8 protein-coding genes are annotated in these 6,434 nt (G+C 39.0%); 2 read left to right on the top strand and 6 right to left on the bottom strand.

Translation table 11 applies throughout. From position 1 onward, the window contains the following. Window positions 1-53: 53 nt before the first annotated feature. On the bottom strand, window positions 54-827 hold the full coding sequence (locus tag CE058_RS08960) for an SDR family oxidoreductase (protein ID WP_048009349.1): 774 nt from the start codon (window positions 825-827) through the stop codon (window positions 54-56). 220 nt (window positions 828-1,047) lie between these two features. Between CE058_RS08960 and CE058_RS08955 the strand changes: the two genes are divergently transcribed. Continuing rightward, the gene (locus CE058_RS08955; protein WP_048009350.1) at window positions 1,048-1,530 is read left to right on the top strand and encodes a spore coat protein; all 483 of its coding nucleotides are present in this window, start codon (window positions 1,048-1,050) and stop codon (window positions 1,528-1,530) included. Between the two features lie 13 nt (window positions 1,531-1,543). Next, on the top strand, window positions 1,544-2,041 hold the full coding sequence (locus tag CE058_RS08950; RefSeq protein ID WP_163142009.1) for an Hsp20/alpha crystallin family protein: 498 nt from the start codon (window positions 1,544-1,546) through the stop codon (window positions 2,039-2,041). On the opposite strand, the gene CE058_RS08945 is transcribed toward CE058_RS08950, so the two are convergent. The 5 genes from CE058_RS08945 to CE058_RS08925 all read right to left on the bottom strand — a co-directional run bounded on the left by CE058_RS08945 (window position 2,038) and on the right by CE058_RS08925 (window position 6,433). After that, window positions 2,038-2,535, bottom strand: coding sequence for a GNAT family N-acetyltransferase (locus tag CE058_RS08945; RefSeq protein WP_048009352.1), 498 nt, complete (start codon window positions 2,533-2,535; stop codon window positions 2,038-2,040). The two genes, CE058_RS08950 and CE058_RS08945, sit on opposite strands and share 4 nt — an antisense overlap. A gap of 150 nt (window positions 2,536-2,685) precedes the next feature. Beyond that, window positions 2,686-3,432: a CAP domain-containing protein gene (locus CE058_RS08940; RefSeq protein ID WP_163142006.1), complete on the bottom strand. Its 747-nt coding sequence runs from the start codon at window positions 3,430-3,432 to the stop codon at window positions 2,686-2,688. 450 nt (window positions 3,433-3,882) lie between these two features. Continuing rightward, window positions 3,883-4,341: a FixH family protein gene (locus CE058_RS08935; RefSeq protein ID WP_048009354.1), complete on the bottom strand. Its 459-nt coding sequence runs from the start codon at window positions 4,339-4,341 to the stop codon at window positions 3,883-3,885. Between the two features lie 2 nt (window positions 4,342-4,343). Further along, a complete protein-coding gene (locus CE058_RS08930; protein ID WP_048009355.1) occupies window positions 4,344-5,762 on the bottom strand; it encodes a sensor histidine kinase in 1,419 nt (472 codons plus the stop codon). Further along, on the bottom strand, window positions 5,759-6,433 hold the full coding sequence (locus CE058_RS08925; RefSeq protein ID WP_163142003.1) for a response regulator transcription factor: 675 nt from the start codon (window positions 6,431-6,433) through the stop codon (window positions 5,759-5,761). The genes CE058_RS08930 and CE058_RS08925 overlap by 4 nt, the downstream gene beginning before the upstream one ends. Between the last annotated feature and the right edge of the window lies 1 nt (window position 6,434).

Here is a 6,434-nt window from a genome sequence, read left to right as displayed (position 1 = left end):
CCGTTAGACTGCGATAAAAAGGCAGAAGAATACGGTTCTTCTGCCTTTCGCTTTCATTCCTGATAAATTTTCCCCAGGACGTCTTTTCCGCCAGTAACCGGGATTATGCTTCCTGTAATAAAATCGGATTTTTCATCGGTCAAAAAACTGATTACACGGGCAATATCCTCACCTGTACCCGGCCTTCCGACTGGTGATGCATGATCATGAACCTTCGCAGCTTCTTCGATATTTCTTTCCTTCCATTCACCGATAATATCTCCCGGACAAACCATATTTGCGGTAATACCGTTACCGGCCTCTTCAATTGCAATGGATTTCGTTAAAGACGCTGCCCCCGTTTTTGCAGCCGCGAATGCAGAACGGTATATCCACCCAGATGCTGATTCTACACGATCAAAGCCTATCGTGATAATTCTTCCCCATCCATTTTCCCTCATTTTCGGTATAAACAACTTGGATAAATAAAAGACCGCATTTAAGTTGCCATTAATAAGGTAATTCCATTGTTCAAAAGAATAATCCAGCATCTCTTTTCTTTCGTGCACATAAGGACCGGCATTATGTATGACTATATCGATGATTTGAAATTCATTAAGAGCTTTTTCGGACATCTTTACACAGTCCGCCGGTAAAGAAATATCTCCCTGCAAAGCAATATTTTTAGTGCCGAATTTTTCGGTCAGTTCCCCGCACAATGAAACAGCTTCCTCTTGACTGCTACGGTAATTGATCACCAGATCGATGCCTTTAGCGGCAAGCATATTCGCTGTTCTTTTCCCGATCCCTGTTGCCCCTCCCGTGATTAAAGCTGCTTTATTTCTCACAAAATTACCCCTTAGTATTTAATTATTTTGTATACATCGATACCAATATAGTAGTAATTACAGTGTATTAATGCAAATAATAAGAAGCTTTCGCCCATGATGCAGCAGTACTAACAAAAGAATCCCTTATTAACAGATAGGCATTTATCTGCATAGAATATATGGCATAGTATTGAATCAGTAGCCGTTGCGGCAGTTTAGCAAGGAAAGGATGAGAAGGATGTTTCCGTGGAATCTTTTTCCATTTAATAAAGATATGAAGAATCCTCCCAGCCAAATGAAACCGGAGGAAATTGATAAATATATTAAAAATATCATGGGTCAAATGTTTCCTCAGAATATGCAGGGAATGACTGGAGCACCGGATTTTATGAAAGGCTTTAATGCCGCAGCCCCCGGAACTAATCAACAGCCAAATTCTGCACCACTTAATTCATCCGTCTTCGAAACCCATGATTATGTTTTTGTGAGATTTCCAATAAAAAACGAGGAATGGTTAAAAGAAATGAAGCTTTATCACACCTCCAACCAAATGATTATCGAACATATTCCCGATAAAGACGATAAACATATCATTACCCTCCCTGCCATTGTCAGGAAAAAAGGATCATCCGCCAGCTGCAAAGAGGGCTATATGGAGATAAAAATACCTAAAAATATCGATATGCAATATTCAGAGATAGATGTAACGGAAATATTATAAAGGGGGCCTCCTTATGGAACTGGAAAAATGGAAAGATTTAATCAAAATGACCGCACAATATCAGGATCAGGATTTCTGGGAAACGCTTATTTCACCTGGGGATTCCAATCGTAATAAGAAACTTTCTTTTTCAGGCCTGGAGCAGGAAAAAATAAATCATTTTCTGTCTAATCAGGAAATTTTTCCGCGCTGTGATATGTATGAGAACAATGGCAAGATCAAAATTGAAGCAGAGCTCCCCGGTATAAGCAAAAATGATATTAAAGTATCTCTTGTACAAAACGAACTAATTATTAAAGGAAAATGTTCAGCGTTTCAGCAGGACTTGCGCTATTTTCTGAAAGAAAGACATAGCAGATCTTTTGAAAAAGTTCTGACCCTCCCTATGCCTGTTGATAAATATTCGATAGAATCTTCATTTGAAAATGGGATACTTTCCATTTCTCTTCCCATCTTATTCGAAGAGGAAGAAATAATACCCATTATTGTAAAGAATGAAGAGCAGCTTTAATCAAGCAGCTTATCATAGCAGAAAAAAGGATTTTCCCGATCCATGAAGATTGTACCTGCTTTAACATATCCATTTTTCTCAAATAACCTTTGAGCCTTTTTATTCAGCGAGTATGTATCTGTTCTCATATACGTTATCCCGTTATTCACTGCATGATCTTCAGCAAATGCAATTAACCTGCTCGCAATCCCCGCGCCTCTTATCTCAGGATCTACGGCCAGACGGTGAAATACAAAGCAGGGCTCATCTTTTCTCCATGAGGCATTTTTATATTCCTCCGCCTGAATTTGATCGACAGTAATGGAACCTGCGACATTTCCATCATAGATGGCAGTGTACAAACTGCCTGCTTCCACATCAGCTAAAAAATTTTCATCCCGGGGATAGGTCCGGTTCCATTGATCATTCCCCTCAGATTCCATAATGCTGACCGTCTTCTGGACAATTTCTATTATTTCCTTCAAATCATCTTTTGTTCCTTTTCTAATTTCCATTTAAATCACCTGTTGTTTTTCATTTTTAGCAGCTATTACTAATGTTCCAATGAATGATTGAATACATACATGGAGCTGAAGTTCATACTATATTGAATAATAATACAAAAAAAAGCAGCCTAAAAAGGCTGCCTTTTATTCATTCAACTATTATTTCCCGATGAACATTTGTGTCCAGTAGTTACCGTCAGCAACATGGCCAACACCAAGGTGTGTGAAGTTGGCATTCATGATGTTTTTGCGGTGGCCTTCACTATTCATCCATGCTTGTACAACTTCTTCAGGTGATTGCTGGCCCATAGCAATGTTTTCGCCTGCAGTAGTATATGAGATGCCGAATTGCTTCATCATATCAAATGGTGAACCGTAAGTTGGGCTGTTATGGTCAAAATATCCTTTTGACTGCATATCACGTGATTTTTCACGAGCTACTTTGCTTAATTCTGTGTCCAATTTAAGTGCAGGCACTCCTGCTTTTGCGCGTTCCTGGTTTGTTAAATCAAGTACTTTTTTCTCGTAAGCACTTACTTCAGAAGATGCAGGTGCTGCTTCTTTTGTCTGTTCTGCAGGTGCTTGCTGCTGTGCAGGCTGCTGCGCAGGTGCTTTTGCTGTTTCTTGTGTTTTAGCAGGCTGCTCTGCTGGAGCTTGAGCTGCAGGCTTCTGAGCTTCCTGTTTATTTACTTGAGCATTTCCCCAATTAATATTGTAGTTTTTAAGGTATTTTTGAAGAATGTTATTGATTTGTTCCTGGCTTAGGTTACCAGATTGAGAGATTGCAATATTTTTAGCTTGTTCAGGAGTAGGACAATTTGAAGCTGCGTCCGCCTGGTTAGCTCCTGGTGCTGATACTAATAATGCTGCTGCCGCTGCTACTGAGTAAATAACTTTCTTATTCATGTATATAAATCCTCCCTGTGTTTGTTTTCTTTGTTGTTGTGGTGCTGTGTGACTTGCACAATCATCATAACACAGGGTTTTTCGTAATATTTTTGGACAGATTTTACAAATTCTTGAATACCGCATATCCGATAGACTTAGATACTAGTAAAAATCAGCCTGAAAGTTTTCATAAATACTTATTTTATTAGGTTTATGGATACTTAAAAATGGGTAAATAGTCTTCTGCATTTTTTTGTCTTTATTGGAAGCTACCTTTATCATGTGCCATTTATATACTAAAATATCACTATTGACAGGTTTTTATCCTGCTACTATTTTTTACTTTTATTACACCAATGTAACAATTATTATAGGTATATGTACCCGTAAATGGGTATATATGCCCCTAAAGGAAAAATTACTGCAGGATTACTCGATTCCAAAACAAAAAGCAGCCAATGCTGCTTTTTAATGACTGCCATGATCATCGTCATCCATATTTTCTTCCTGGCTGCCTGACTCTTTTTCAGGTGGACTGGGCTTGCCGATAACAAATTCTTTTTTAGGCATATTATGCATCCTGCGCGCCGTTACATGTGAATATATATAATAGGTACCTTCTTCTTCAAAGCTTTTCTCCAGGCGATAGATCCCATTTTCAGCATGTTCAACAAGAATTTTTTCGTGTTCTTCGGCATTCGCTCTCCAGATCTCAAACTTGACTTCGTCTGCATCTGTAACCTCTTCTTCTCCATATGTAACTTTTGCTTCAAAAACAACCGGTTCATTCACTTTTGCTTTTTCAGGGTTTATCGATAACTCGACATCCAGGAATTGCGGCTCTTCTTCAGCTGCATTATTATTGCTGCAGGCTGCCAGGCTAATAATTATCATTACCGCAAGCCAAATAAACATTAGTTTTTTCATTATTAATCTCCTCTAATTTTCTTTATTTCGAGCAGCGGCAGCATAATTCTAACTGTCGTCCCCTTATTTAATTCACTGAACACAGTCAGCTCGCCTTGATGAAGCTTAACAAGCTTTTCTGCAATTGCCAGACCGAGCCCTGTGCCGCCATCTGATCTTGTTCTTCCTTTATTCACTCTATAAAACCGTTGTTTAATTTTGCTTAAATGTTCTTCTGAAATCCCTATGCCTGTATCCTCTATTTCAATCAGGCATTGATCTCTCTCTTGAGATAAACGGATGCTGATTCTGCCTTTTGCTGTATACCTGATGGAATTGTCCATAATATTTTGGATAACCTGCTCAATCCTGCCTTCATCACCGTTAATGATTACTTCAGGATCCAGGCGATATTGCAGATCCACATTTTTTTCACGGAGGACCGGCTTGTATTTTTCAATAGCGTCCTCTATTAACTGTGCCAATGGCAGCGGCATTTTTTCGAGTTTGTATTCGTCAGATTCAAGTTTGGATAAATCAAGTAAATCTCCAACGAGACGTTCCATCCTTCGTGATTCTCTAAGTATCAGCTGTAAGTATTTTTTTCTGTCCTCTTCAGATTTTTCCATTCCGGAAATGAGCGCCTCACTGTAGCCTTTTACATAGCTGATAGGGGTTCTTAACTCATGAGATACATTCGCGAGAAAATCCCTTCTCTTTTCGTCTTCTTTTCGTATAGATGAGGACATATAATTGAAGGCATTGGCCAGCTGGCCAATTTCGTCCTTTGAATCAATGTTTAAATGAACATCATAGTATCCCTTTGAAACATGTTCTGCTGCATCCTTCATATCAAGTAAGGGCTTTGTCAGTTTTTTTACCAGCAACGTACCTAAAATGATGCTGATAACCGTAAAAACCGCCGCAGCCGCGAGCCACAGAAATGCAAAATCCCGGGTAATCTCTGAAATCTTCGCAAGGGGAACATATAAATAAATAATGCCTTGAAGCCGATTATCATCAAGAAGCGGAATAATGACACCCATAATTTTCCGGTCAAACCTTTTTTCATAGCCCAGTTTTTCAACTGGAATGCCTTTAAGAAGATCCTCGCGCTCTGCTTTGCCAATTAGAGTCTGATAGTCAATTTCAAAAGGCAGACAGGCACTAAGTTCTCTGGGATTACTGACAATAAAAATCTCTGTTTCTGATTTAGAATTATACCAATCGATTTTTTTCCTGAGATCTTCTGTCAAAGCACCACCCTTGTACTCTGACGCCAGACTTCTCCCTTCAGTCAGCAGAGAGTCCCTGACATTTTCTACATAAATTTTTTCATAAAATAAGTAAGATAAAAAATAGGAATATAAGATCGTAATAATAATTGCGGCTGTTACAGTCAGCCACATTTTTTTAGCCAGGCTATTGGTCAGGAATTTCATTCATCCGGCACCTCGAATTTATAGCCTACTCCCCAGACTGTTTGAATATAGTCACCAACCCCCAGCTTCATTCTCAGCGTTTTTATATGAGTATCCACTGTTCTTAAACTTCCTGTATAATCAATGCCCCAAATATATTCAAGCATCTGTTCTCTGCTTAATGCCCGGTTTTTATGTTCGATAAAAAACAGAAGCAATTCATATTCTTTAAGCGTAAGCGTGACATGCTTTCCCGCAACTGAGACCTTTCGTGCTTTTTTGTCAATTGTGATTTTCCCAATTCGAATAGAATCCATGTCATTTTTTATTCCTCCCGTTCTTCGAAGGACAGCATTGATTCTGGCGACAAGCTCTCCAGGACTGAATGGTTTGACAATATAATCATCCCCCCCTAATTGAAGGGCTTTCACTTTATCCCATTCCTCTCCCTTAGCTGAGAGAAATATTATTGGCACATTTGATTTTTGCCTTATTCGGGAACATACATCAAACCCATCCTCCCCAGGCATCATTATATCCAGAATAACTAAGTCCATCACATTATTTTCAAGTATGCCATATGCTTCAAAGCCGCTCTCTGCTGAAAAGCATGCAAATCCTGAATTCCCGAGGTACATTTCAATCAAATGCCTCATATCTGCTTCATCATCTATTATCAGGATATTCAGCATG

The organism is Bacillus sp. 22-7, assembly GCF_010628845.1.
Lineage (GTDB): Bacteria > Bacillota > Bacilli > Bacillales > Cytobacillaceae > Cytobacillus > Cytobacillus firmus_B.
The sequence above is the reverse complement of the archived record's forward strand: the minus strand, read 5'-3'. Positions and strand labels throughout refer to the sequence as shown.